At 34.2% G+C, this 25,805-nt stretch carries 20 protein-coding genes, 3 pseudogenes, 3 riboswitches and 1 other annotated feature; of the genes and pseudogenes, 5 read left to right on the forward strand and 18 right to left on the reverse strand.

Annotation, left to right across the window (positions count from 1 at the left end; all coding sequences use genetic code 11):
* Positions 1-166: 166 nt before the first annotated feature.
* From ACTYA4_RS00870 to ACTYA4_RS00925, 12 genes and pseudogenes are all read right to left on the reverse strand, one after another.
* Complete coding sequence (locus ACTYA4_RS00870) at positions 167-334, reverse strand: Fur-regulated basic protein FbpA (RefSeq protein WP_443479649.1); 168 nt, start codon at positions 332-334, stop codon at positions 167-169.
* A 201-nt stretch (positions 335-535) separates the two neighbouring features.
* A riboswitch (SAM riboswitch) is annotated at positions 536-643 on the reverse strand.
* Between the two features lie 152 nt (positions 644-795).
* Entirely contained in the window at positions 796-2,676 is a 1,881-nt protein-coding gene (gene htpG / locus ACTYA4_RS00875; protein WP_443479650.1) for a molecular chaperone HtpG, read from the reverse strand.
* A 204-nt stretch (positions 2,677-2,880) separates the two neighbouring features.
* On the reverse strand, positions 2,881-3,294 hold the full coding sequence (locus ACTYA4_RS00880; RefSeq protein ID WP_443479651.1) for a GNAT family N-acetyltransferase: 414 nt from the start codon (positions 3,292-3,294) through the stop codon (positions 2,881-2,883).
* A gap of 253 nt (positions 3,295-3,547) precedes the next feature.
* Positions 3,548-4,624 carry a PAS domain-containing protein gene (locus ACTYA4_RS00885; protein ID WP_443479652.1) on the reverse strand — a complete coding sequence of 359 codons (1,077 nt, stop codon included), beginning with the start codon at positions 4,622-4,624 and terminating at the stop codon, positions 3,548-3,550.
* 220 nt (positions 4,625-4,844) lie between these two features.
* Positions 4,845-6,265 (reverse strand): annotated as a pseudogene (locus ACTYA4_RS00890) (amino acid permease).
* A gap of 246 nt (positions 6,266-6,511) precedes the next feature.
* A riboswitch (Lysine riboswitch) is annotated at positions 6,512-6,690 on the reverse strand.
* Between the two features lie 283 nt (positions 6,691-6,973).
* Positions 6,974-7,717, reverse strand: coding sequence for a type I methionyl aminopeptidase (map, locus tag ACTYA4_RS00895; RefSeq protein WP_443479653.1), 744 nt, complete (start codon positions 7,715-7,717; stop codon positions 6,974-6,976).
* A 179-nt stretch (positions 7,718-7,896) separates the two neighbouring features.
* Complete coding sequence (gene ykzE / locus ACTYA4_RS00900) at positions 7,897-8,073, reverse strand: protein YkzE (RefSeq protein ID WP_443479654.1); 177 nt, start codon at positions 8,071-8,073, stop codon at positions 7,897-7,899.
* Positions 8,074-8,151: 78 nt separating this feature from the next.
* Entirely contained in the window at positions 8,152-10,071 is a 1,920-nt protein-coding gene (gene thrS, locus ACTYA4_RS00905; RefSeq protein ID WP_443479801.1) for a threonine--tRNA ligase, read from the reverse strand.
* A gap of 403 nt (positions 10,072-10,474) precedes the next feature.
* Positions 10,475-10,774, reverse strand: a binding site (T-box leader).
* Between the two features lie 70 nt (positions 10,775-10,844).
* Positions 10,845-12,023, reverse strand: a complete 1,179-nt coding sequence (locus ACTYA4_RS00910; RefSeq protein ID WP_443479655.1) for a M20 family metallopeptidase — start codon at positions 12,021-12,023, stop codon at positions 10,845-10,847.
* 130 nt (positions 12,024-12,153) lie between these two features.
* Positions 12,154-12,963, reverse strand: a complete 810-nt coding sequence (gene speD, locus ACTYA4_RS00915) for an adenosylmethionine decarboxylase (RefSeq protein WP_443479656.1) — start codon at positions 12,961-12,963, stop codon at positions 12,154-12,156.
* Positions 12,964-13,322: 359 nt separating this feature from the next.
* Positions 13,323-14,252 carry a glutaminase A gene (glsA, locus tag ACTYA4_RS00920; protein WP_443479657.1) on the reverse strand — a complete coding sequence of 310 codons (930 nt, stop codon included), beginning with the start codon at positions 14,250-14,252 and terminating at the stop codon, positions 13,323-13,325.
* A 116-nt stretch (positions 14,253-14,368) separates the two neighbouring features.
* Entirely contained in the window at positions 14,369-14,752 is a 384-nt protein-coding gene (locus ACTYA4_RS00925; protein WP_443479658.1) for an EAL domain-containing protein, read from the reverse strand.
* Between the two features lie 57 nt (positions 14,753-14,809).
* Between ACTYA4_RS00925 and ACTYA4_RS00930 the strand changes: the two genes are divergently transcribed.
* A complete protein-coding gene (locus tag ACTYA4_RS00930) occupies positions 14,810-15,439 on the forward strand; it encodes a ribonuclease H1 domain-containing protein (RefSeq protein ID WP_443479659.1) in 630 nt (209 codons plus the stop codon).
* A gap of 105 nt (positions 15,440-15,544) precedes the next feature.
* Here the strand turns inward: ACTYA4_RS00930 and ACTYA4_RS00935 are convergent, their stop codons facing one another.
* Both ACTYA4_RS00935 and ACTYA4_RS00940 read right to left on the reverse strand, forming a co-directional pair.
* A complete protein-coding gene (locus ACTYA4_RS00935; protein ID WP_443479660.1) occupies positions 15,545-16,729 on the reverse strand; it encodes a DUF2812 domain-containing protein in 1,185 nt (394 codons plus the stop codon).
* On the reverse strand, positions 16,726-17,055 hold the full coding sequence (locus tag ACTYA4_RS00940; protein ID WP_443479661.1) for a PadR family transcriptional regulator: 330 nt from the start codon (positions 17,053-17,055) through the stop codon (positions 16,726-16,728). The genes ACTYA4_RS00935 and ACTYA4_RS00940 overlap by 4 nt, the downstream gene beginning before the upstream one ends.
* A gap of 563 nt (positions 17,056-17,618) precedes the next feature.
* A riboswitch (Fluoride riboswitch) is annotated at positions 17,619-17,678 on the forward strand.
* A gap of 128 nt (positions 17,679-17,806) precedes the next feature.
* On the opposite strand from ACTYA4_RS00940, the pseudogene ACTYA4_RS00945 reads away from it, so the two are divergent.
* Positions 17,807-18,685, forward strand: a pseudogene (locus ACTYA4_RS00945) (chloride channel protein); the annotation flags it as partial.
* A 573-nt stretch (positions 18,686-19,258) separates the two neighbouring features.
* Here ACTYA4_RS00945 and ACTYA4_RS00950 read toward each other — a convergent pair.
* The 4 genes and pseudogenes from ACTYA4_RS00950 to dacB all read right to left on the reverse strand — a co-directional run bounded on the left by ACTYA4_RS00950 (position 19,259) and on the right by dacB (position 21,996).
* Positions 19,259-19,582 carry a DUF1304 domain-containing protein gene (locus tag ACTYA4_RS00950; protein WP_443479662.1) on the reverse strand — a complete coding sequence of 108 codons (324 nt, stop codon included), beginning with the start codon at positions 19,580-19,582 and terminating at the stop codon, positions 19,259-19,261.
* Positions 19,583-19,621: 39 nt separating this feature from the next.
* A pseudogene (locus ACTYA4_RS00955) lies at positions 19,622-20,260 on the reverse strand (nitroreductase family protein).
* Positions 20,261-20,274: 14 nt separating this feature from the next.
* A complete protein-coding gene (locus ACTYA4_RS00960) occupies positions 20,275-20,709 on the reverse strand; it encodes a MarR family winged helix-turn-helix transcriptional regulator (protein ID WP_443479663.1) in 435 nt (144 codons plus the stop codon).
* 561 nt (positions 20,710-21,270) lie between these two features.
* Positions 21,271-21,996, reverse strand: coding sequence for a D-alanyl-D-alanine carboxypeptidase/D-alanyl-D-alanine endopeptidase (gene dacB, locus ACTYA4_RS00965; protein WP_443479802.1), 726 nt, complete (start codon positions 21,994-21,996; stop codon positions 21,271-21,273).
* Positions 21,997-22,190: 194 nt separating this feature from the next.
* Here dacB and ACTYA4_RS00970 point away from each other — a divergent pair, with 194 nt between their 5' ends.
* The 3 genes from ACTYA4_RS00970 to ACTYA4_RS00980 are packed head-to-tail and all read left to right on the forward strand — an operon-like array spanning position 22,191 to position 25,796.
* The gene (locus ACTYA4_RS00970; protein ID WP_443479664.1) at positions 22,191-23,333 is read left to right on the forward strand and encodes a tyrosine-type recombinase/integrase; all 1,143 of its coding nucleotides are present in this window, start codon (positions 22,191-22,193) and stop codon (positions 23,331-23,333) included.
* Complete coding sequence (locus tag ACTYA4_RS00975) at positions 23,330-25,423, forward strand: tyrosine-type recombinase/integrase (protein ID WP_443479665.1); 2,094 nt, start codon at positions 23,330-23,332, stop codon at positions 25,421-25,423. Before ACTYA4_RS00970 ends, ACTYA4_RS00975 begins: the two co-directional genes overlap by 4 nt.
* Entirely contained in the window at positions 25,416-25,796 is a 381-nt protein-coding gene (locus ACTYA4_RS00980; protein ID WP_443479666.1) for a DUF6262 family protein, read from the forward strand. The genes ACTYA4_RS00975 and ACTYA4_RS00980 overlap by 8 nt, the downstream gene beginning before the upstream one ends.
* Positions 25,797-25,805 lie beyond the last annotated feature (9 nt).

A 25,805-nucleotide genomic window follows, 5' to 3' on the forward strand; every position in this document is an offset into this window, starting at 1 on the left:
GTTAAGTACTTAGCCGCAAATAAAAAAGCAGCACTCCAAGATGGAAGTACTGCTTCATCTTAGTTTTTTTAAAGAGGGGGGCTAGAACCTCTATTATTTGTTATAATCATTCCTATCCTACCATACTTTTTGTAAAAAAAAAACTACGAACTCTTTGAGTAGGCACTCAGTAATCCGTATTTTTTTGATCGATTACTTTATTATATTCTTCTTCTAATTCTATCACGGTTAACTCGAATAAATGCAGAGATTCTTTTTTATAGATACCATGATGAAGTAGTTTTTCAATCAGTTCGTTTTTTTGGTTTTCTACTTGTGATAGTTGTTTTTCCATAGTTAGGTTTCCCCTTTCTAAATAAATATATTATTCACATTTCCTTAGTCGGATTAAATGTTGTGTGCTAATTATGTTCCTTTGATAATATGAAAAAGAAGATATACTTATTATTTTTTTCCAATTTCTGATGCTTTAAACATCATATGAACAAAAAATCCCCTTCTGAAGACAGAAGAGGATTTAAGCTGCTTTTTTCTCTTCTTATCTTTCAGACCATTATTTGTCTGTAGGAATTGGCACAGTATTCGAAAGAACCCGCTGCCGAGGTATCATAGGGCCGTTTCCCTCCACCTCTCTGGATAAGATGTATTATGGTTAGTAAATGTACAAATAATTAAAACAGGATAAAAAATAAAAGTCAAGTCATAACCTTTTTCATTTTTGTATAGAATTTTCCACACCAAAAAACAGTCTTATTCAAATAGTATGAACAAGACTGTTTTTTTATGATCAATATTTTATTTCATTATTTTACAAAGATCATTCGTAAAGGCAACTGGATCTTCGATTGGCAATCCTTCAATTAAAAGTGCTTGATTGTACAATAGATTTGTATACAAGGTTAACTTTTCTTTATCCTGTTCAAAGGCAGCTGTTAAAGATTGAAAAACTTCATGGTTTTTATTTATTTCCAATACTTTATCTGCTTTAACATGCTGATTGTCAGGCATAGCAGCTAGGATTTTTTCCATTTCAATCGTTACATCCCCTTCTGTTGATAAACAAACAGGGTGGGATTTTAAACGATTGGATAACTTTACCTTTTTTACTTTTCCAGACAATAGGTTGTTCATATACGTAAATAATTCTTTGTTTTCTTCTTCCGATGCTTTGTCTTCAGCATTGTCATCTTGATCGATGCCAAGATCACTGCTTGATACAGATTTAAATTCTTTATCTTTATAGTTCATCAGTATTTTGATGGCGAATTCATCAATATCATCTGTGAAGAAAAGAATTTCATAGCCTTTATCGGTCACAAGTTCTGTTTGTGGAAGCTTTTCAATTCTTTCAATGGAATCGCCTGCTGCATAATAAATATATTTTTGATCCTCCGGCATATTGGCAACATACTCATCTAAAGAGACAAGTTTCTTCTCTTTAGATGAATGGAATAATAATAAATCCTGCAGCATTTCTTTATTTGCGCCAAAATCGCTGTACACACCATATTTTAATTGTCTGCCAAAAGATTGATAGAACGTTTCATATTTTTCTCTTTCATTTTTCAATAAGCTTTGTAATTGGCTTTTCACTTTTTTAGTAATATTTTTTTCAATTCTTTTTAATTGACGGTCATGCTGGAGCATTTCTCTTGAAATATTAAGGGAAAGATCTTCAGAATCGACCATTCCTTTTACAAAGCTAAAATAATCAGGTAGTAAATCTCCGCATTTTTCCATAATTAATACGCCATTAGCATATAACTCCAACCCTTTTTCGTATTCTTTTGAATAATAGTCATATGGCGTTTTTTCGGGTATATATAAAATAGCATTGTAACGGATGCTGCCATCTACGCTAATATGAATATGCTGAAGCGGCTGATCAAATCCATACCGTTTTTCATGATAAAATTGCTGATAATCTTCTTCTGTTAATTCGTTTTTATTTTTGCGCCAAATTGGAACCATGCTGTTAATTGTTTCTTCTTCTGTATATTCTTCTGTTTCATTTTCCGTTCCTTCTTTTGCACGGTGCTTTTTTACATCCATTTTAATAGGATAGCGGATAAAATCAGAGTATTTTTTGATAATCGATTGCAGGCGGTATTCTTCTAAAAATTCATCATATTGATCTTCTTCTGTATTTTCTTTTATTTGTAAAATAATATCGGTGCCGACTGTGTCTTTTTCAGTTTCTTCTATTGTATATCCGTCTGCCCCATGTGATGCCCATTTGTAGGCGGTTTCGCTGCCAAGTGCTTTTGTGATAACGGTAACGACATCTGCGACCATAAAGGCAGCATAAAAGCCAACACCAAATTGGCCGATAATATCATGTCCATCTTTGCTTTCGTTTTCTGTTTTAAATGCCAAGGATCCGCTTTTTGCGATGGTCCCAAGGTTATTTTCTAATTCATCCTGTGTCATCCCGATGCCAGTATCGGAAATTGTAAGGGTCTTCTTCTCTTTATCAACAAATAATTTAATATAATAATCGTCTTTATTAAATGAGATGTTGTCATCTGTTAATGCTTTATAATAAATTTTATCAATCGCATCACTTGCATTCGAAATCAACTCTCGCAAAAACACTTCACGTTGAGAATAAATAGAATTAATCATCATTTCTAATAGTCTTTTTGATTCCGCTTTAAATTCTTTTGTTTGTACCATAAAATATTCTCCCTTCAGTTTTTTTTCTAGTTCTATGTAAAAATAGTATAGCTTAGCACTTCATCACAAAGAGTGCTAACCACTATTTTAATACCATGTATTTGAAAATATGTCAACTGAAAAAGGAATCCGGCTTCTGCATTTTAAAGGGATATTTTGCTCGTAATATAAAAAACTCACTGAAATAGTTTTCCAATGAGTTTTTTATATTACGATAGACATTCCAGGAGCATCTGCTTCTCTTTCTTGAAAGCCTAATTTTTTATAAAATTGTTGTTTTCCTTTTGCGGAAAAAAGTTGAATAGACTGAATACCGCTTTGTTGGCATTTCTGTAATAGACCTTCAATAATTTCTTTACCTAATCCAGTTCCTTGATAAGAAGGATCTACCATTACGTCACATATTAATGCTTGATATACTCCATCAGATATCATTCTGCCAAAAGCAATTAAAGATTCTCCATCGTATATAGATAAACAAAACCAGCTATTAGTTGCAGCTGTATATAATTGTTCTTGTGTGTAATTCCCTTTTTTATTTTTTAATAATCCACTCACTTCGTGCAAATGAGCAAATGGTTTATATTCAGGTATTTTATCGGTAACTAAATAATTCATAAACATTCCCCTTCATTAAAGATCAACTAATAATATTTATACAATATATTTAATAAATATGCAATTAGATTTTGATAAATTTATGAAAAAAAGTTAGGTTAAAAGAAATAAACGCATTTAAATAAAGAGAGCTCCCAAATAAGTCGTTTTTTCGACTTTAGGAAGCCCCTTTTCATATACGAGAATATTAAATTTTATCTGATTTTCCTATTTTGGACAGCACCAGAGTGTAAATAAACTGGATGTCTCTGGTTTATTCCGCTTCTGTACTATCAGATGCATAAAAATGATACTGATTTTTCCCTTTATCTTTTGCCATATACATTGCTTTATCTGCGTAGGCTATTAATTTATCTTTATTATCACTGTCATCAGGATATAAACTGATCCCGATGCTTAATGTGATCGATGCTTCCATTTGATTGATAACATATGGTTTCGAGACAGAATGTATAATCCGTTCGGTAATTTTTTTCATTTCGATTTTATTCGTTTCCTCAAACACAATAATAAATTCATCGCCGCCTATTCGAGCAATATAATCTTCTTCTCTAATACTTTTGTGGAAGCGGTCTGCCACTTCCATTAATAATACATCACCAGCATGATGCCCTAATGTATCATTTACTATTTTAAAATCGTCTAAATCAATAAACATAATGGCTAACGTATGTTGATGTCGCTTTGATCTTGCAATCGCTTTATGCAAATGTCGGTCTAGTGCCTTTCGATTGGATAAATCGGTTAAATGATCTGTATAGGCTAATTTTTTTAATTCTTCTTCTAATGTTTTTCTTTTTGAAATATCTAGGATTTGCGCATTTATTTGCAGTATAGTGCCATTTGAATCAATAATCGATTTTGCAAAACAGAGTATCCATTTTTCTTTTTCCTCTGGATGATTTATACGGAATTCTACCTGCTTGCTTTCCCCTTTTTTTAAAGCATTTATTAATTCATCAATAATAGATAAATCCTCTGTAATAATAATCTGTCTGTATAATTGCGGATTTTCAATTATCTTATCTGCTGGATATCCAATAAGCATTTCGAAATTTTCCGAAAAATAATACTCTTTCTTAGGTGGACGAAATAGTAATAATCCACCTATGGAATGAACCAATGATTGATGTGATTTTACTTGATTCTGCAGTTGGAGAATTAGTAGATTTTTTTTCTTTAAATCTTTGTTCATTCGTTTACTTTCTCTGATGAGCACCTTTGTTTTATTCAAAAAATAAAGAACTGTAATAACAAGAAAAACAATTAAAATAATGTTTACAGCTTTAGCCCAAAAAAAATATGTAACTGTCATTGAAATAATAGTCATTTGAAAACAAAAACCTCTTTCAGCAAGATTGTTCTATTACATTAAATGAAGAGAATATCAATTACAAGTGAAAAGCATAACAATATTTCTTTATGCATATAGATCTATTTTAACATAAATAACCCAATATATTCCTATTAAAACATAATTATTAACTTTAAGTAAATACAGTCATTTATATAAAAAAGCATCCTTTCTTATTTGGATGCTTTTTCAAAGATTACGATGCTTTTTGTGACGGTTTTTTATTTATTTGCGGTTTATTTACCTGATTATAAAACAATACACCACTCAATAATAATAGTATACCGAATGTGAATGTTTTGAAATCAGCTGTTCCTGCAATAATTACCCATATAGAGTAGATCGTCGCAAGTCCACCAATGATGCCATCCGTCATTCTTTTTTTGTTTGATTCATACGTTTCACCAGTAATGGTAAGTTTTAACTGAAATACAGATGCGATTAAATAAGGTACTAAATACGATAAGGTTGCGATATAAATAACAAAATCAAAAGCAGCGGAAATACTGTTTGAAATGGTAGAAAAAATAAAAATCTGGCCAAGTATATTTGTTATCGTTAAAGAAAAGGTTGGAATGCCTTTTTCATTTTCTTTTAAAAACGCAGGGATAAAGATTCCTTGTTTTGCAGCTTGAAACGGCACTTCTGTACTAAGCATAATCCAGCCTATTGTGGAACCGAATAAGCTGATTAAACCGACTGCGGCAAGTACTTTTCCTCCAACTGGCCCTATAACTGTTTCTATCGCATCAATTAATGGTTTTTGTGAAGAAACAAGGACGTCTTGACTTAAAATCCCCATTACTAGCGTGCTTATCCCAATATAAATGGCTAAAGCGATAAATAAGCCTAAAATAGTCGCTCGTTTTACATCAATTTTCTTTTTCGCTCTTGAAGCAAAAACAACTGCAGATTCCACACCAATAAATGCCCATAACGTGGTAATTGCTGCATTATTTATTTACCCAAAAAGACTAACAGTGTTTCCTTGATCATCTAATCTTGGTTCTATAAATGGCAATATATTGCTTTTTTGGAAAGCGAAGATTGCAACAATAATGAATAATAAGAAACCAGTAACCTTTGCAGCTGTTGCTACAAAATTAAGTTTTCCTGCATTTTCAATTCCTCTTAAAATAAAGAAATGCGTACCCCATAATAACATCGAACAAACGGAAAAGGTTAATACATTGCCAACCTTTAATGTAAAGGCCCCAACTGTACATACAACCGCTTCGCTCGTTAGTATTGGGAAAAAGGTAAAAGATAGCCTGCAAATGTTGTAATAATGGCAATATTCCCTGCTAAATTACCAATCCAATATCCCCATGTAGCCATAAATCCTGCAAGCAAGGATTGTTTAGAGCCAGCTTTAAATAATTCTTTTGCATATATTTGTGATCCGCCAATTAAGTTAGGTTTTCTTCCTCCGAGATTTCCAAACACAAGAGCTGTTGTTAAAACACCCATTCCTGTTAGTAGCCATGCAGCAAGTACACCAGCTGGGCTTGCTACTTCCGATAAGGAACGAGGCAGCATAAAAATACCCGATCCGACCATATTACCGACTACAAGGGACGTTAATATTCCTAGTCCAAGTTTTCCTTTAGTATTCATGTTGATGTCTCCTTTTCTTTTCCTCTTGCTCAAAATAGGAGAACTTACTTTGAATCGAGTATCCTGGATTAACGAGTATTTTAGGATACTCGTTAAATCCTATTAATCTGTAAAAAATGATGATGAGCGTTTAATTGTTTCACTATATTTATTGTGTATTATCTAAAATAGAGTACCAGAACTTGAATAAATGATCATAAAAAAACACACCACTTGTATGGTGCGAGCATATAAAACACCACCAGTTAAAAGGATAGTTCATCATAGTAATTCCTATGACAGTCCTGTACCTATTCGTATACAGGCCCAGCTACATATTATCAGAGAATAATAGTGCTTCGGCGATTGTTCCTTTCTAAAGATATCTGCAAGTTCTCTGGTTCTCCATCTTTATACTAATAAAAATCGCGACCTCTACCTCATCTTGAGCTGATAAGGATTTTTGTTATCAAATTATATCTTTTACAATACGGAATATTTATCAGGAAGTCAATCGAAAAAGTTATGATAGAAAAGTATTTCTAATTTTCTTAAAAATGATTAAATTGTGAAGTGAAGCCTTGTTTACTAGAATTTTGAAACAAGGTTATAGTGATAGAGATAGATGGAAAGATTTTCTACTATATTAAAAAGTGGCTGCCAGCAAAGCAACCCACTTATCTTTTTACCAAAAGAAGGCGAGTACATTACTGGACAACCACTGACTTTTTATAAAGTTGTAATTATTGGTTTATCTTTTGTAATAATCACTGTATGTTCATATTGAGCGACGAAGCTTTTATTTCTTGTAGAGAATGTCCAACCATCTTCTTTTTCATATACTTCTTCCGCATCTGTTGAAATAAATGGTTCAAACGCGATAACCATGCCTTCTTTTAATAATTCATTATCCCAAGGGTCAAAGTAATTTAAGATATGGTTTGGTTTTTCATGCAAGGATGTTCCAATCCCATGACCAGTAAGGTTTTTAATTACTGTAAAACCATTTTTTTTCGCGGTATTAAAAACAAATTTTCCGATGCGATTTTTTTTGCCACCAGGTTTAAAACATTTTAATCCTTCTTCAAACGCTTCTTTTGCCACTTCACATAATTTCTCCAGATTCGGATCTCCATTTCCTACGACAAATGATTTGCCTGTATCTGCGAAATAACCGTTTTTACTAGCGGATACATCTATATTGACTAAGTCCCCTTCCTGAATGACACGATTGCCTGGTATCCCATGTGCTACTTCATCATTCACAGATATGCACGTATATCCAGGAAAATCATACATAGATTTTGGGGCAGAAACTGCTCCATTCTCTTCGAATAGTTTTCCAGCAAGTTCATCTAATTCTTTTGTTGTGATTCCCGGTACCGTTTTTGTACATAATTCGTCGCGAATCTTGCCGACAATTTTTCCAATTTCTATTAATCCATTTACATCTTGTTCATTTTTTACAATCATTTTCTTTCTCTCCGTTCATTTCTTGTTACGTAATTGTATATTCATTTCCTCTAAATAGGACGGTTATTATTATACGCTAACATTCTATAATAGTAAAAGGAATCCATGTTATAAAAAAGAAAAGGGCTGGCATCTTCCAATAGGAATTTGCCAATTGGAAAGATGTCAGCCACACTCTTTTACTTTTTATATTCGCCATTGTTTTTCGATGCTTTTTCTTTTTTTGCTTTATCGTGATGAATTTTATTCGTTGCTGCACTGCCGATTTCATGAGCGAATTCTTCATTTAATACTGCAGAATCAAAGCCTTTTTTATTTTTTTGTTGAGGATCATTTTTTTTATTTTTCTTTGCCATTTTAATAACCTCCTTTATCATCATCCTTAGTATGATTGGAAGGTATTATTTTTATTCTTACTTCGAAATTGCATTACTTTAATTCAGGCATCTATTATCAATAGACCACTTTAGATTAGCGATAAAATCATTCAGTTTCTCTTCTTTAGATTCTTTTTGCCCAAATTGTCGAACATGAACCGATTGATTTTTTTGTTCATTATCCCCAACAACGATAATGAATGGAACCTTTTTCATTTGGGCTTCTCTTATTTTATAGCCGAGTTTCTCTTCTCTTACATCCAGTTCCACTCTTATTTCTTCTTGTTTTAATCGTTTTGTAATCTCTTCTACGTATTCTTTATGAACTTCGTTGGATACTGGTATCACTTTTACTTGAACTGGTGCCAACCAAACAGGGAATGCCCCGCCAAAATGTTCAATTAAAATACCAAGGAAGCGATCAATTGACCCAAAGACAGCACGATGAATCACCACTGGTCGGACTTTATTGTTCTGTTCATCGATATAAGTTAAATCAAATTTTTCTGGCATTTGAAAGTCTAATTGCACTGTAGCGCATTGATGACTTCTTTTCAGTGCATCTTTAATATGAATATCAATTTTTGGTCCGTAAAATGCTCCGTCTCCTTCATTAATGGAATAGTTATAACCTAATTTTTTCAAAACATTTTTTAAAGCGTCTTCAGCTTGATCCCATAATGCACCACTTCCCATATAGTCAGCAGGTCTAGTAGAAAGCTCTATTTCATAGTCAAATCCAAATGTTTGATACACATAATCGATTAATTTTAAAGCGGATGTAATTTCCGCTTCTATTTGGTTAGGTGTAACAAAGATGTGTGCATCGTCTTGGCAGAATGTACGAACACGCAGCATGCCGTTTAACGCACCACTGAATTCATGGCGGTGAACTTGACCAAACTCAGCCATACGAATCGGAAGGTCACGATAGGAATGCAGCTTATCTTTAAAAATAAGCATATGTCCAGGACAGTTCATCGGTTTTAAGGCAAAACGCTGATCGTCTACATCCGAAAAGTACATATTATCTTTATAGTGATCCCAATGGCCAGAGCGCTCCCACAACCTTTGGTTCATCATCATTGGTGTACGAACTTCCTTATAGTCAAAGGAATTCTGAAGATTTCTTAAAAAAGACTCAAGTTCATTGCGAATAAGCTGGCCGTTTGCTAAATAAAATGGCATGCCAGGTGCTTCTTCCGAAAACATAAACAATTCTAATTCATTTCCAAGTTTTCGATGATTTCTTTTTTGTGCTTCCTCTACAAAATGAAAATATTCATCTAATTCTTCCTTTGAAGCAAATGCCACACCATAAATACGCTGAAGTACTTTATTATTGCTATCACCGCGCCAATAAGCGCCGGAAACATGTGTTAATTTAAATGCTTTAATAGCCTTAGTTGCCGGCAAATGTGGACCTCGACATAAGTCAAAAAACTCCCCTTGGCGATACACTGTCACCACTTGATCCACTGGAATTGCTTCTAACAGTTCTAATTTTAAAGGATCGTGAGCAAAGATTTCTTTTGCTCGATCACGAGAAACTTCTTCCCGTTTTACTTCCAGATTTTCTGAAATAATGTGATTCATTTCGTTTTCAATTTGTTCTAGGTCATTTATTGTGAGCGTTTCTTTTAAATCAAAATCATAATAAAAACCATTTTCGATCACAGGTCCTATTCCTAAATGCACGTCTCCATATAAACGTTTGACTGCTTGAGCGAGTACGTGTGCAGTTGTATGTCTCATAATTTCTATTCCTTCTGAAGTATGAAGGTCGTATAACTTAATCTCAGCATTTTCCATAATGCAGCGTGTCAAATCATACAATGATCCATTTACCATGCCAGCAACAGATTTCTTTTTTAAACTTGGACTAATCGACTGGGCAATTTCCTCTAAGCAAATGCCTTTCTCATACTTCTTTTCTTTTCCATCTGGAAATTTCATCACAACTTCTTTTTGATTCATCATGCAACACTCCTAGTTTTTTGAAAATAAAAAACACACGCATCCCTAAAAAAGGGACGAGCGTGTGTCTTTTACCCGTGGTTCCACCCAGCTTTCCATCATATAAGAAAAGTGGAAGCGGCTTGTTTAGCCCTGAAGCTAGACATCCATCTAACTTCATAACTTAAAAAAATCCATACTTATCCTATAAAAATAATGGCTTCATTAACGCTTTATCGCAGCTATTACGGTATAGAATACTATTAGTTCCTCCATACATGCTCCAAGGTGGTAAGTCATTCTTTCGTGTTAGGGATTTTCCAGCCTGCCTCCCCTCTCTGTAAACCGTTAAGAAAAACTCATGTCCTTTTCATTGCAGTTATTTATTTAAGTTAAAAATAAAAAAACACACATTCATCCCTAAAAAAGGGACGAGTGTGTGTTAGCTCGTGGTTCCACCCAAGTTCCCATCAAATAAGAAAAGCGGAAGCGGCTTGTTTAGCCCTGAAGCTAGACATCAATCTAACTTAAAAAAATTTACACTTATCTTATGAAAATGATGGCTCGTTTTGCTGTATCGTAGCAGCTACGGTATTGACTACTATTATTTCACCAATACTGCTCCAAGGTGGTAAGTCATTCTGTCGTGTTAGGAAGTTTCCAGCCTTACCTTCCCTCTCTGTAAACCGTCAAGAAAAACTCATGTCCTTATCATCGCATCTTTTAACATTTCCATTATTGTATAAAATTATCAATTATTTGTAAAGGTTAAAAGAGAAAAATGGTGTAAACAATTATTCTTTATTGTTTTTCTGTTGTTGAAATTCTTTTTTTATTTGCTGAAGTAGCTCTTTGTTTGTTAATACTTCATAACCTGTTAACGCCATTGATTTGGCGCCAAGTATCATTGCTTCTCTCGCTTGGTCTGTCATGGCAGCTTCCCTGAATTCATGGGTATGGCATGCATAGTTTTCGTTACATATTTTTACATAAGGATGAATAGCTGGCACAACTTGACTTATATTTCCCATATCTAAAGATCCGGATCCATCGCGTTGCGCGGATATTTCTTCTTCATTTACCCCTAAAGCAATTAATACTTCCGTAAATGCTTCTGATAAAGCGTTATTTGTCATCATATCATCATAAGAGAACTCATAATTGGAAATAGTAACCTCGGCCCCTGTCTGCATGGCAGCACCTTCTGCACATTTTTTCACTTTTTCCACTAATTCATTTACATAGTCTCTTTTCCCAGCACGTACATAAAATTGAGCAACAGCATAATCAGGTACAACATTGGCAGCTTTACCACCTTCTGTGATAATTCCATGTATACGTGCATCTGATTTAATATGCTGGCGAAGGGCATTGATACTGTTAAATGTTTGAATCACAGCATCCAGTGCATTTATGCCTAAATGGGGACTTGCAGCTGCATGGGCAGACTTGCCAAAAAACTCAAACTGAATCGCATCCATAGCCAAAGAAGTACCGCTTTTTATATAGCTATGTAATGGATGAACCATCATTGCAACATCTAATTCAGAAAAAATCCCAGCTTCCGCCATCGTGACTTTTCCACCTTTAGTTTCTTCTGCTGGTGTTCCATAAACAATGATCTTCCCACCAGTTTCATGTAACACTTTGCTAAGTCCAATTCCAGCCGCCACGCCCATTGTGCCGATTAAATGATGGCCACAAGCGTGACCAACCTCAGGCAATGCATCGTATTCTGCCATAAATCCAATAACAGGACCTTCTTTCCCGCTATCGAATGTAGCCGTAAAAGCAGTAGCTAAACCACAAGTGCCTGTTTCTACTCTAAAATCATGCTTTTTTAAAGTGTCTGTTAAAATGGCACATGCTTTAAATTCTTCGTGACCTAATTCAGGATTTTCACCAATGTATGTACTGATTTCACAAAAATCATGTTTATTTTGTTCAATTGCTTCTATGATGTTGTTTTTCACAAGTATCCAACCTTTCTATTATTCTACTAAAATAGTTTAACAAATGAATGAAAAAAAGAATAGAAGGAGTCGACTTCAATAAACATAAAGAGAGCAAATTTGACATAGAATTAACGCTCTCTTTATTTTGTTAACCGAGTATATTTTTCCCATAAAAAATTTCATTCATTTCCATCGTTAACTTTTCTGTAATGGAAGCTTGTTCAGCAGCCGATAATTCACTTACTTGATATTCAAATAAATAATTATTTAAATCAAATTTTTTTAACTTGCATTTCGTGTGAAAAATATTTTCTTGATAAATATTTGCATCTATCATATCAAAGACTTTTTTTATATCGTTCGGAATATAATTTTGAATGGAGTTTATGTCGTGATCGATGAACAGCTTATGACCATGTATATCCCGTGTAAATCCTCTTACACGGTAATCGATGATCATAATATCTGTATCAAAAGAATGAATTAAATAATTTAACGCTTTTAATGGAGAGATTTCTCCGCATGTAGATACGTCAATATCTGCCCGGAATGTACTAATCCCCTCATCTGGGTGATATTCTGGATATGTATGAACAGTAATATGGCTTTTATCAAGATGCATGACAACCGTACCGGGAAGTGGACCAGGAGATTCTTCAAAAACATCTTTTGGTGCTTCTGCAACAGGCCCTTCTGCCACAAGTAAGGTAACGCTGGCTCCTTGTGGTTCATAATCTTGTTTCGCAATATTAAGGACATGTGCCCCAATAATATCGGAAACATCTTTTAATATATTCGTTAACCGATCGGCATTATACTGTTCGTCAATGTACTTTAAATAAGCTTCTCGTTCTTTTTTTGTCTTTGTATAACAAATATCATACATATTAAAGCTTAAGGACTTCGTTAAATTATTAAACCCATGTAATTCAATTCGTTGTTGCGGTGTTAAATTCAAAACGACTCTCCCCCTGTTCCTTTAAATGACAGTTCAAATTTATCTTACCCTGCTAAGAAAATTTTAAACAAAGGCTGTTTTCGTATAGATAGTGCTTTTAAACTCGCAGCCTGAATACACTTCGCTTTCCGTGGGCGAGCGTCGAGCCTCCTCGTCGCATACGCTCCTGTGGGGTCTCGTCTTTCTCGCATTCCCACAGGAGTCTTCGTGTATTCAGTCTGCTGAGTACTTCTTTTCCCATTTTTTTACGTAAAAAACAACAAACTTTGAGAAAACAGCCTAAACAAAAAAAGGATTACCCATATGAGTATCCCTTTTAAAAAAGTGGATTCTTTCATATAAGATAATCCTATGCCTAATTAAAACATGCTTAATGAATATTTTTCTGCCAGCATTTCTAATAATTTTAAACCTGCAACACTATTTCCTTTATCGTCAAGTGCAGGTCCCGAAATACCGATGCCAAAACGGTTTGGAACTGCACCTAATATTCCGCCGGACACACCACTTTTTGCTGGAATGCCAACACGGACCGCAAACTCGCCTGAAGCATTATACATGCCGCAAGTTACCATAAACGTTTTACAAATACGGGCTACATATGCAGGCATAATTCTTTTTTCTGTAATTGGATCGATGCCATCTAAAGCAAAAACGATGCCAATTCTTGCTAAATCTAAACAATTCACTTCAATTGCACATTGTTTTGTATATAAATCTAATAGCTCTTCTACATTTTCATCAATGATGCCGTGCTGCTTCATAAAATAACATAAAGATCTATTTAAATGGGATGTTTCAAACTCAGATTGTGCTACTTCTTCTGAATAGTGGATCTCTTTATTCCCTGATAATAATTGAACAAAAGATAAAATGCTTGATAATCTTTCTTCAACAGAGTTCCCTTTAATCATATGGGTAACCGCAAGAGCACCAGCATTGATCATTGGATTAAGCGGTTTTGATGGTTTGCTCATCTCCAGTTTCACAATAGAATTAAATGGGTCTCCTGTAGGTTCATAGCCAACTTTGCTGAAAACAAACTCTTCCCCGCGCTGAATTAATGCAAGAGCAAGAGTTAACACTTTTGAAATACTTTGAAGCGTGATTTTTTCTTCTATATCCCCTGCAGAGACATAATTGCCATCTGGAGAATAAATGGCAATCGATAATTCATCACCATTTGCTTTACTTAATGCCGGAATATAATCTGCGACTTTCCCCATTGTTGTGTATTGTTTTGCTTCCTTTAAAAATGTTTCTAATTCTTTACTTGTTTGACAAGGCATCTTTTGCTCACCAACTTTTTTAATATTGTCTTGTTTGACCAGAAAAATAAATATGTAATACGTTATTTATTTTCCTATAACAGATGGATAATTTCAATTAAGAACTAGCATTTAGACTAGTTTTTATGTTGATTTCCGGCACGCTCTAAATTTGGAAAAATAAATTCTTCAATGTCTAGGGCAGGGAGCGGTTTTCTGAAATAATACCCTTGCCCATATTTACAATGGTTTTTTATTAAAAACTGTACTTGTTCCTTGTTTTCAATTCCTTCTGCTAATACAGAAAAATTCATACTTTGCCCCATATCAATAATTCCTTTTACTAACGATCCTTGATGGATGGGATGCTCTATATCATCAATAAATGATTTGTCAATTTTTATCGTATCAATGGGCAGGTATTTTAAATAACTAAGGGATGAATAGCCTTTACCAAAATCATCAATGGAAATTCGAAACCCTAATTCTTTTAATGCATGAAGAATCATGAAATTATTCATGCCATATTCTTTCATATGATATGATAGGAAAATGACGGCATGTTGGAGGGTGTTATAATGGCAAAAAAGAAGTATTATGTTGTGTGGAAAGGCAGAAAAACCGGGATTTTTACAACCTGGGCAGAATGTGAACAACAAACGAAAGGATTCCAGGGAGCTTCCTTTAAATCCTTCCCTACTTTAGACGAAGCAGAGAATGCATTTAAACAAGGAAAAAATACTGGATCTTCCGGACCTGCGAAAACGGGCGCTAAACCGAAGAATACGAATATTACCGAAGAAGCGATTGATGAAAACAGCATTTCAGTTGATGCAGCCTGCAGTGGAAACCCTGGTTTAATGGAATACAGAGGAGTACATACAACAACGGGAGAAACGATTTTTCATTATGGTCCCGTATTTGGTACGAATAATATTGGGGAATTTCTTGGTATTGTCCATGCACTTGCCTTGTTAAAAAAACAAGGGGAAAACACTACGATATATAGTGACAGCATGACAGCACTATCATGGGTGCGCAATAAAAAAGCGAATACGTCTTTAAAAAGAGACAGCAGAACGGAAGAACTTTGGCAAATGATCGAACGTGCCGAAAAATGGTTAAAAGAAAATACATATACTAATAAAGTAATCAAATGGGATACGAAGCGTTATGGAGAAATAAAAGCAGACTTTGGCAGAAAATAAATATGTAAAAAGCCCAATTTATCCAAAGAGAAAATGGGCTTTTTACAATAGGGTATGCTGATTGAACATTTTTTGATGATTAACTAATATTTGGATAATAGTTGTTCAAATAAAGTTATACCGTTTTTTAATACGCATATAATATAGCCAAGTTCTTAATGTGAACGAACCAAAGACAAAAATACACCATAAAATCAGTACTGTATTTGTTAAATTCAAACTCGTTGACCCGTGAATAACTATTTTTGCAATAATGAAAATATAGAGGATAACTATAGGAAAAAACATACTTGTATAGGTAATAGCTACTTTTCTAGCCTGTTTTAAGTGAAAGGATTTATCACTATAGATTTGTGGGCGTTCTTCCCCTTCTGCGTATTCCCGGCTCCATATCGTCCATTTTTGTAACGAGGAAGTTGACATAAATACACTCTTCCATCCGGCATCTCGGTGCATGTCGAAATAGCTTTCGTTAGAAATGTTTTGATAATCAGCGCAATAACTTACCTTACGAGGACTGCCAATCATAAAATAAAAAGCTGTTCCTCTTCTGTTAACTCTATAAAGGTTATATCCTCGTTGTTCCATTGTTTCAAGCCACTTTTCAAGCTTATCCGGGGAATACCACCAGCCAAACTTTCTTTTCACAATCATTTGTCCTGAACGTTTCAATTGCTTTTCTTTTTCTTTATTTAGTCTTCTTTCCATATTATTTTTCGTTTGAAGTGTACTTGCTTTTTCTCTAATCAAGTATTTATTCATTTTATTAATTTTTATTACAGAATAGATGGAAAGAATAATTAGTGCTATCTCCATTCCAAAAAAAGTGTAGGTTAAAATCCACAAAGGACTTTCATCTACTTTACCAGATGCATTTTGAAACAAAGAAATGCCTATAGTAGATATAATGAATGTCAGATTAAGTAAAAAATATATTAATACCGCGCTAAAAATGTACATAATTTTCCTGTTGTGTTTGATAATACCGTCGCGAACAGACGACGTTTTTATTTGTTCAATGGGCTGTTCATTCGACGTTACATACCAGTTTCCACTCTGTATTACCTTTACCCAGTCTTCTTCTAATAAAGATGTAGACAATGAAACACCTTTAATTTTATCGTACCCTATTCGATAAGTGATTGATTTGGACTTGTCTTGACGAAAGAAAAAGCAGCGTGTCCATCGATTTAACCCGACTAATAAATAGCCTTTTTTCGCCATAGAGGAAAGCCATGCTTCTGTTTTTGATACATCATAGCTCCAAAATGGCCGAAATACTTTAATCATAAAAAATCCTCCTCGTATTTTCGTGCATTTTCGTGTAACTCTTTTAGTCTGCTTATCTCAGCTGTCATTAATTTTTTTCCAATTTCCGTTACTTCATAAACTGTTTTTCTTTCTTCATCCGCAAATACAGTGATAATCCCATCTTTCTGCATTTTCGTTAAAGTCCCGTATACGGTACCCGATCCTAATCTAATCCGTGATTTTGAAATCTCCTCCACATGTTTGACAATTCCGTATCCGTGTCGAGGTTTTGTTAAGGATAGAAGAATATAAAATGCAGTTTCAGTCATGGGAATGTACTTTTTCAGTATCTTTTTAATATCCAAAATAACCACCTCTTTTTCAGTACAACTGTGGATGTTGTATGACAATGCGATAGCAATCTTCTATATCGCATTTAGATATATCATGATATGACTATATCACAACGTGACATACTAAACAATAAAATTCATTCCATATTTTTGTATTTTAACTAATAAGAAGGAGAACTCAAAGAGGCTGATTTGAGTTTGAAGAAATAAAAGAAATAGGGTCCCATTACATGCCCATCTAGCTAATATTTTCTAGTGCCCCCAGAACGAAAATCTTGTGTAATTCTCACCACGATTCATGAACCTATGTTATGAATCTACTTAATACTTTGGCATTTTTTTAAACCAACCCACCCGTTAGTTTAAGTAGCAATCTTCACAATCTCTTCTGAACTTGACAATAAAATGGATAACCTCAATATCTCCACGATCAAATACACCTTAGCTTTTTCAAACTAACTCAACACTTTAAATATCTTGAAGTGATATGATTATTTTTACATCTAGTTGTAACAAAATAGTTATAATTTTATCTTGAAGCCATACATTGTAATATTGTATAGTGAAAAAGGACATGATGAATAGGCGATGGAGTTCGCCATGAACGCCCTAGAGCTGATGACTCCTACTAGAGATGTGACCTGAAACGGTCTTTCCCTAGTAGGAGTCTATTTTTTTGTCTAAAAAGAACTATACTAAGTAAAAAGGAGAGAGAGCATTGGAGAAAATAAAACAACGTATTGTTACAGTTTCTTCCCAGAGAATGCATGTTGGTCTGCTATTTTATGTATTCAAATGGATCATATTAGGTGGAGGAGTAGGGATTCTGGCTGGTTCGGCCTCTGCATTTTTTTTGGCAAGCTTAGATTGGGCTACGAAAACACAACAAACGTATTTATGGCTGTTATTTTTATTACCTATTGGAGGAGCATTTGTTAGCTTGCTTTATTGGAAATTTGGTCAAAACTCTTCGAAAGGAAATAATTTAATTATTGAACAAGCGCATGGTGCGAAAGAAAGTGTACCATTTCGTATGGCACCTTTGGTTCTATTTGGTACAGTTGTGACACATTTATTTGGTGGGTCTGCAGGACGTGAAGGAACCGCCGTTCAAATGGGTGGTGCTTTTTCTGAATTAGTAGGTAAATTATTTAAATTAGATGAAATCGATCGTAAAATTATTATGATTTGTGGGATTAGTAGTGGTTTTGGCTCAGTATTCGGAACGCCATTGGCAGGTACCGTATTTGGGTTAGAAGTATTAGTAATTGGACTCATTCGTCATGAAGCCATTTTTCCTAGTTTTGTTGCAGCCTTTATAGGGGATATTGTGACAAGTGCTTGGGGCATATATCATCACCAATATCATATTGGAAGGATTCCAGAATTATCGTGGTTATTAATTGTAAAAATTGTAATAGCTTCAATATTATTCGGCTTAACTAGTACGTTGTTTAGTGAATTAACGCATTTGTTAAAGAAAACTTATACAAAATTGTTCCCTAACCCAGTTATTAAAAGCTTTATTGGTGGACTTATTGTTGTTGTTCTTGTTTATATTGTAGGCACAAGAAAGTATTTAGGACTGGGGATTCCTTTAATTGATCAAGCGTTTGATGGGACAGTATCGTTCTTCACGTTTTGGAATGTATATATAAGATTGAGCTAAAAAAAGGAAAACTTCGTTTAAATCATAAATGCATAATCCAGACGGTGGATCATGGACGTTAAGGCCAGGGAGTCAACCCGCTTTTTATGATATGGATTCACTAGGTGTGTATACATTTCATATTGAAGTTGGGGAATATGACAATATGGAGGACCGTTTTGAAGTGGTAAATAAAGCAATGAGAGAAATAGCAATCTTTTCATATATAATTGAGCCTTTGGTATAGGGAAGTTATACAAAAAGAACGCAGGGTTAAAAACCTTTTGCGTTCTTTTTCATAGTTTACAAACGAAAAAAGCAATTTCCTGTTTTTGCTTTTAAAATTATCAAGACCTAAATTTTTAAAAACCAAAAAACATAAGCTGTTTGATATATTATACATGACTAATGTGTTGAAAAAGCTTTTTTATTATGACTAAAACCCTCATTTCCTATGATTCTACAGAAAGAATAGCGTATTTTTTCAAAAATGAGTTCTTTTATTGAAAAGCTTTGGTTCTATATCATAGATAAAAGGGCAACCAGTGCTAAAATAGCTGGAAGTCCTTATTTCACAAGAATTGATTTATTAGATGTGAAACCTCCGAAAATAGCTGCTACCACCACACAAATTACGAAAAATAATTGAACCATATAACCAATTGGGTTGAGCCCAAGTATAAGTCCCCAAATGAGACCTGCGGCTAAAAATCCATTATATAAACCTTGGTTTGCAAACATAATGGCTACATTTCGATCTCCTTCTAAATGCTTCAGTAATTTGAAAGCGCGTTTTGCTACTTTTGAATCAATAAAAAACATTTCGAGGATCATGATAAATAAATGTTCTAATGCTACGATCCCGACTAAAATAGCTGCGATTATTTCCACACCATTCTGCCCCCTCTACTCCCTAATATCAGTTTTATACTATTTCCATTGTGCAATTCTATCAACAGGGAGACGGTATGAAGCATATCCTTCGTCGGCTGCTTTACCGATAGATAGAAGCATAACTGGTACATAGCGCTCTTTTTCCAATCCAAAGATTCCAGCGATATTTTCCTTGTCATAACCCCCGATTGGATTTGTATCATATCCATGTGCACGTGCTGCCAGCATTAACTGCATGGAGACAAGCCCTGCGTCAATCAGAATAGTTTCGCGATTTTCTTGGACTGGAAGCTTTTCAAAATGTGCAGTCAATGCTTGTACTTGTCTGTCTTTTACCTCTTGCGGCATATATCCTAGCTTAACAGCTTTTGAATATATTTCTTCTATATAGTCACTGTTGTCCATATCTGCAAATACTACTATAACGGCAGATGAAGTAGAAACTTGTAATTGATTGAATTTAGCGAGTTTTGCAAGCTTTTCTTTTCCCTCCGAGCTTTCGATAACAAGAAAGCGCCATGGTTGTGCATTAACTGAGGATGGTGCCGTAGTAGCTTCCTTTAATATTTCAGCCATCTCTTCTTTGCTGATTTTGACTGTTGGATCTTAATTACGTATGGATCGACGTCCTTTCATTATTTTCATAAAATCGTTTGTTTTTAATGTAGTTCCCATGTATAAACACTCCTCTATCCTTTAATATTCTCTACATTTTTTTGCATCTGTGATAGAACATGAATAAGTACATTGCGTTCTTCTACACTGATATTTACGAGCATTTCCTTCATAAAACGTTCCTTTTCTTTCTTGGAAGACTCGATTCGTTCTCGTCCTTGCTCAGATAACCGAACAAGCGTTATACGGTTATCCTCAGGCTTCTTTCTTCTTAATACGATTCCTTTGGCTTCAAGCTGCTTAACGTGTCTGGTGATGGCTGCGCCATCAATATTCACCTTTTTTTGAAGGTCGCTTTGACTAATTTCATCAACATGATAAAGCAATGCGAGCAATTCCAATCGAGATTGACTAATACCAATGCATGCTTCAAACTTCGCACCAATTACTTTGCTCAAACTTTGTAGCTTATATAAAATTTCGGCATCTTCTGAACAACATGTTTTCAAAACTCACCCCTTCTTTCTTATTAAAAAATTAATTGACGTATCAATTATTGATACGTCAATAATATACATCTCTCTTTTTAGTTTTGCAAGTTTTTTTTTGCTCAATTAGTTTTATTTTGTTCCAGCAGCTTTAAATTAATTCACAACATCAGTTCGCATTTCTAGAAATCATAGTTATTTTAAGTTTATTCTGATAATCATATTTAGCTAAATATATAAAGGAATTGAGTTATATCACCATCAAGTTAAAAAAATTAGTTTTTTCTAAAAACGGATATTTTATGTATTTTATAGTAATGAAACTCATTTTTATTGTTTTGGGGGCAATCCATTTTGTTAGCTTGATAGTGATGTGGCGGGACCCCCAAAAGAGAAAATACTTATTGATTAACGGGTGCCCATTACTTGAAAAGACATCAAAAAATGATCATATCTTTGTAAACCAATATTTACATTGAATGCATGTAAATATTGTGAGAACCATTGATATTCCAATAGTTCTCACATCGAAGTTAAGGTAAACGTGAAATGTTAGCGGTACCCCTACTATTACAATAACTTTCATTGTTTTGCTAATAACTCCACTATTTTATCCTCAATTACCTTTCCTTTTTCTTCATCTAATAAATGGTTAAACAGTATTGAAAATATATATTGATGTCCGGTTTTTGTTTGAACATAACCAGACAGCGTACTAACTGAGGATAAAGTTCCTGTTTTTGCTTGAACCTTTCCTTTTGTATTTTCTGATTGAAGACGATTCCGGAGTGACCCTCCAACCATTCTTTCTTTGTTTCCGGAAACAGGTAAGGAATGTAAATAAGTAGAAAACCATGGTTGCTTCTGCACCGTAAATAAAAGCATTGATAAATCATTGGCAGTCAACAAGTCAACTGGTGAAATGCCAGAAGCATCCCGCAATAGCATATTGTCTGGATTTAACCCGAAGTGAACTAGCTCTTTTTTCATTACCTCTAAGCCCTTTTCAAAGCTTCCTTCCCCTGTTTCCACTTTTCCCATTTCTTTTAACAGCGTTTCTGCTATTGTATTATTGCTTAGTTTCATAAATGGAATGAGTAATTCAGACAACGGAATGGAGGAATGGGATGTTATTAATGATGATAGTTCTGGCGTTGTACCTTCTTTTATTCTCCCTTCAACGCTTATCCCATTTTTCTGCAAGGATTGTAAAAATAAATCTGCTGCAAATGTACTAGGGTTCCAAACGGAAATCCATTCTTTCTCTAAAGGCGCCTCCATCGGAATCGTTCCGGTGATTTCAATGATTAACTATAGTAATATTTTAAGAGGATATTATGTCCATTATAAGGGCATGTATTCTCTTTTTTTAATATATTAAATTAGTTAAATGGGTCTTAAAAAATATGTCTACTATGTTTACTATATTATGTCTAGATGGGAGGTTAACCAATCATACATAAAAATAATGTTCATTATTGAAAGCATAAGGTGGAGAGTAAATGAGGGTTCAAGAGATTTACTTAGAGAATAATGCCAAGAGATACATACTCGTAGATGGAGAGGGAATACCAGTTATTCCCGTCATGAAATACTTAAAGTATTTGGATGTCACAGAAAAAAGTAGAAATACACAAAAAACCTATTGCTACGCACTAAAACAATATTTTGTTTTCTTAAAGCAAAATAACTTAGACTACAAGATGATTAAATTAGAGGATTTGGTCGAGTTTATAGCATGGTTAAGAAATCCTCATGTAAATCTAAAAGCTACCCCTCTGCACCCTGCAAAAGCAAGAAAGACAGAAAGTACAATAAATCTTACCCTTACTGCAATTACAGGGTTTTACAATTATTTATATCGCAATGAGGAAATGGATACAGCAGTGGATGATATAGTTATGAAACAGGTTTTTACCAGGGGACAAAGGAAGTATAAAGATTTCCTTTACCATGTGAATAAAAATAAAACGGTACAGAAGAACATTTTGAAAATCAAAAAGAAGAGGAGAAAAATCAAAACATTAACTAAAGAGGACGTACGGGAATTAATTAAAGCAACTAGTAATATTAGGGATAGGCTGCTGTTACAAACTCTGTTTGAAACAGGACTAAGGATTGGAGAACTACTTTCTCTCTACCTGGAGGACTTCGTGTTTGATCATAAAAATGGTCATCGGATACGTTTAGTTGATCGGGGAGAATTAGAAAATGGAGCAAGGTTGAAGACAGGGGAAAGAGAAATATATGTTTCCCAAGAATTAATGGATTTGTATGATGACTATTTATACGAAATCTTAGATGAAATGGATATTCATAAAAATTTTATATTTGTTAAATTACGTGGGAAAAATGCAGGCCAGGGCATGGATTATCAAGATGTATCAGCTTTCTTTAAACGATTAAGGAAAAAGTGCAACATCTCTGTTCACCCCCACCTTTTACGTCATACGCATGCGACTCTTTATTACAATCAAACTGGTGATATTAAACAAGTTCAAGAACGGCTAGGTCACAGCAATATACAAACAACCATCAACCTATACCTTCATCCTTCTAAAGAAGATATTCGAAATAATTGGGAAAAAGCCCAAGATGCTTTTAAAATTTACAATAAGAATAATCCTGGAGGAAACATTGAATGAGCACCAATCCCTTAATGATTCATGGTTTTGAAAGTGTACACGATTACATGAGAAATGAACTATCGTCGTATGTAGACCGATATATTGATGAAGATGGAAATGAACAAAAAGAGATTGTCAATAATCCATATTTTTTATATAAAAATTCTTGGCATATTGATTTTTTCAGTGCCATTTCTCAGTTTAAACCTTATTTAAAAGAGCCTACGTTTAACAGAAAAGCAATACATATTCCATTCAAAAGCGAACTAATAAATTTAGAAATTAAATTTTTTGTACATACAAAAATATTTCGAGATGAATGGACTATGAACACTATGTTTGTTGGACAAGCGAATAACATTCAATTATTTAACCGATTTATAAATGAAAAACACCCCAATTTAAACTCTCTAATTGATTTAAATATTGATAGGACAAACCGAGAGTGGCTATTTTGGTTAGAGAAAAACGGAATATCGACCACTTACATTAGTAAACGGGACGGATATAAAGTAAAGTCTCCTCAAGCTAAATACTTATCAAATCTTCTATCCGAGCTTAATAAACTGATAGACTTTCGCGATGAATGGGAAAAGGATATTTGGGAAGCTAAAAATCTGAATAAAGAGTATGGTGTGTATTTTAATCAAGCTTCAAGTCATACTACAATCGACTTTACAGTGATTAAAAATCTTAGATTCCGTGAGGAAACAAAACAATATTTAAAACGTCGCTTATTGTCAAATGATTTGACATGGGGTTCTGCTAGAAACTATATGAGTTTTATCCCTCCGTTCCTAGATTTTATTTTTACATTGGAACCTGATTGGTACAACTTGGTCATGTTAACTAGAAGTCACATTGAAAAATACCTAGAGAAACTAAATAAGGAAGTGAAGATTAAGCAAAGAGTAACAAATTCACGACACCATATCATAAAATCAGTTTCAGCAGTTAAAAAATTTCTTCAGGGATTACAAGAGGTTCATTCGGATTTAGCACCTGAAAAAGATATTAGAGTACTTATTTTTCCAGAAGATAAACCAAAATATAAAAGAAGGTCAGAAAAAGTAAACTTCATCCCGGATAATGTATTAGAGCAGTTATTTGAGAATTTAAGTTATCTTCATGAGGAAGTACAACCGATTATTTGGATAGCATTCAAAACAGGCTTGCGAATTTCTGATACTTTAAGACTTAACCATGACTGTTTAGTCAAATTGAATGGAAAATATCAATTAGTAACGGACATTTCTAAAACAAATGTGCCAGATCACTCAGTACCAATAGATGACGAACTAGCAGATATTCTCGCTGTGCTAATAGACAAATCAAAAAAGAATAGCAATGAAGAAAACAACCCAAATCGATTTATTTTTGTTAGGTATAGAGGAGTTCGAAAAGGTCGTCCCTTTTCGAACGGTTGGATAAGTGAAAAACTCAACGATCTTGCGAAAGCAAGAAGAATAGTGGATGAAAATGGCGATATTTATCATTTTAGATTCCATCAGTTCAGACACACGTATGCAGTTAAAATGTTAAATAGTGGAGCTGATATACTTACAGTTCAGGAACTATTAGCTCATTCCTCTCCTGAAATGATTATCCGGTATGCAAAATTATTAGATAGTACCAAGCGAAGAGTATTTGAAGAAGCTATGAAACAGGGTTTGTTTAGCTTCGATATGAATGACCAAATGAAACAAATTAGTCCAGATGATGAAATACCAACAGATATACTCGAAATGCTATGGCGTGATCATAAATTAAATGCAATTGATAATCCATATGGAAGTTGCCACGCAAGAATAAATGGTAACTGTCCTTATTCAGAAGAACCTCCTTGCCTAACTTGTAACGGTGGAAGTCCTTGTAAGGATCTAGCGATTGGTTTTTCCGATTTAGACAAACAGAAATATGAATTATTGATAAAAGCAACTAGAAAGACGATTGATGCCTTAGAAAAGCGTGGGCGATTGGATATTGCAGAAAAGAATAAAAAGAATTTAAGCCGTTATACAAGTATTTTAAACACTATTGAGGGCGGACACATTATATTTGGTCGACTAGAAAGATTAAAACGAAAGCAGGAAGAAAATAATGTCTAATTTCGACCTTAAAGAACATCTAAAACAAGTACATAAGCACCGTAAGGCTGCCACCACTCAAAAAGTTGATGAAGCTATTAAACAGCTCGTGAGAGCCAATAAGTACATTAATTTTAATAGCGTAGCAAATGAATCGGGTGTATCGAAAGCAACCCTCTACAACAATGTCGCTATTCGGGAACGGATTGAAGCATTAAGGCAGCAACAATCACTAGAACCTACACCTAAACAAGTTAAGCGAGAAATAAATGAGAGCAACAAGGATGCTCTCATTGAATCACTGAGACGAAAGATTAAGAATCTAGAAGGTGAAAACAAGCAACTACGAGACCAATTGAAAGTAGCGTACGCAGAGGTATATAAAAGATTTTAGTATCGATTG

Source organism: Niallia yueguangensis (assembly GCF_052663115.1).

Coding starts and splice junctions, on each gene's coding strand:
- ACTYA4_RS00870 (WP_443479649.1), bottom strand. CDS start 334: ATGGAAAAACAACTATCACAAGTAGAAAACCAAAAAAACGAACTGATT.
- htpG (WP_443479650.1), bottom strand. CDS start 2,676: ATGGTACAAACAAAAGAATTTAAAGCGGAATCAAAAAGACTATTAGAA.
- ACTYA4_RS00880 (WP_443479651.1), bottom strand. CDS start 3,294: ATGAATTATTTAGTTACCGATAAAATACCTGAATATAAACCATTTGCT.
- ACTYA4_RS00885 (WP_443479652.1), bottom strand. CDS start 4,624: ATGACTATTATTTCAATGACAGTTACATATTTTTTTTGGGCTAAAGCT.
- map (WP_443479653.1), bottom strand. CDS start 7,717: ATGATTGTAAAAAATGAACAAGATGTAAATGGATTAATAGAAATTGGA.
- ykzE (WP_443479654.1), bottom strand. CDS start 8,073: ATGGCAAAGAAAAATAAAAAAAATGATCCTCAACAAAAAAATAAAAAA.
- thrS (WP_443479801.1), bottom strand. CDS start 10,071: ATGAATCAAAAAGAAGTTGTGATGAAATTTCCAGATGGAAAAGAAAAG.
- glsA (WP_443479657.1), bottom strand. CDS start 14,252: ATGCCTTGTCAAACAAGTAAAGAATTAGAAACATTTTTAAAGGAAGCA.
- ACTYA4_RS00925 (WP_443479658.1), bottom strand. CDS start 14,752: ATGAATAATTTCATGATTCTTCATGCATTAAAAGAATTAGGGTTTCGA.
- ACTYA4_RS00930 (WP_443479659.1), top strand. CDS start 14,810: ATGGCAAAAAAGAAGTATTATGTTGTGTGGAAAGGCAGAAAAACCGGG.
- ACTYA4_RS00935 (WP_443479660.1), bottom strand. CDS start 16,729: ATGATTAAAGTATTTCGGCCATTTTGGAGCTATGATGTATCAAAAACA.
- ACTYA4_RS00970 (WP_443479664.1), top strand. CDS start 22,191: ATGAGGGTTCAAGAGATTTACTTAGAGAATAATGCCAAGAGATACATA.
- ACTYA4_RS00975 (WP_443479665.1), top strand. CDS start 23,330: ATGAGCACCAATCCCTTAATGATTCATGGTTTTGAAAGTGTACACGAT.
- ACTYA4_RS00980 (WP_443479666.1), top strand. CDS start 25,416: ATGTCTAATTTCGACCTTAAAGAACATCTAAAACAAGTACATAAGCAC.